General features: G+C 53.9%; 1 protein-coding gene. It reads right to left on the bottom strand.

What is annotated here, in order from left to right:
- Positions 1-336, bottom strand: a 336-nt coding sequence (locus tag BN3772_RS30420; RefSeq protein WP_042204532.1) for a calcium-binding protein, incomplete at both ends; no start/stop codon positions are given.

The raw sequence follows: 336 nt of genomic DNA, 5'->3' as shown, positions 1-336 counted from the left end.
TCCGTACAGGGTATCGTTGCCGGCCAGACCCCGCATCCAGTCTGCATAGCCGTCCACTCCATACAACACGTCATTGCCTTCCGTACCTTCAGTAATCACTTTGGATTCCAGTTTACTCTGATTCCAAACGCTTCCGTCCGCGAACGTCACCCGCTCCACTTTGTATGCGGAGCCCTTGAAGTACGAGTTCACCCGGATTTTCTCGCCTGTCTCCCGGATGCGGATCATCAGGTCCATGTTATCCTGCATTACATCCACTTCCTCCGGGTTCACCAGCATCTGGATGGTATCCACATAGCCGCTGGCTGCATCGTAGTCGTAGATTGTATCCTGCCC

Origin of the sequence: Paenibacillus camerounensis (assembly GCF_000723885.1) — a bacterium.
Classification (GTDB): Bacteria; Bacillota; Bacilli; order Paenibacillales; family Paenibacillaceae; genus Paenibacillus_AQ; species Paenibacillus_AQ camerounensis.
Note: the sequence above shows the minus strand (reverse complement) of the source record. Positions and strands in the feature narration are given on the sequence as shown.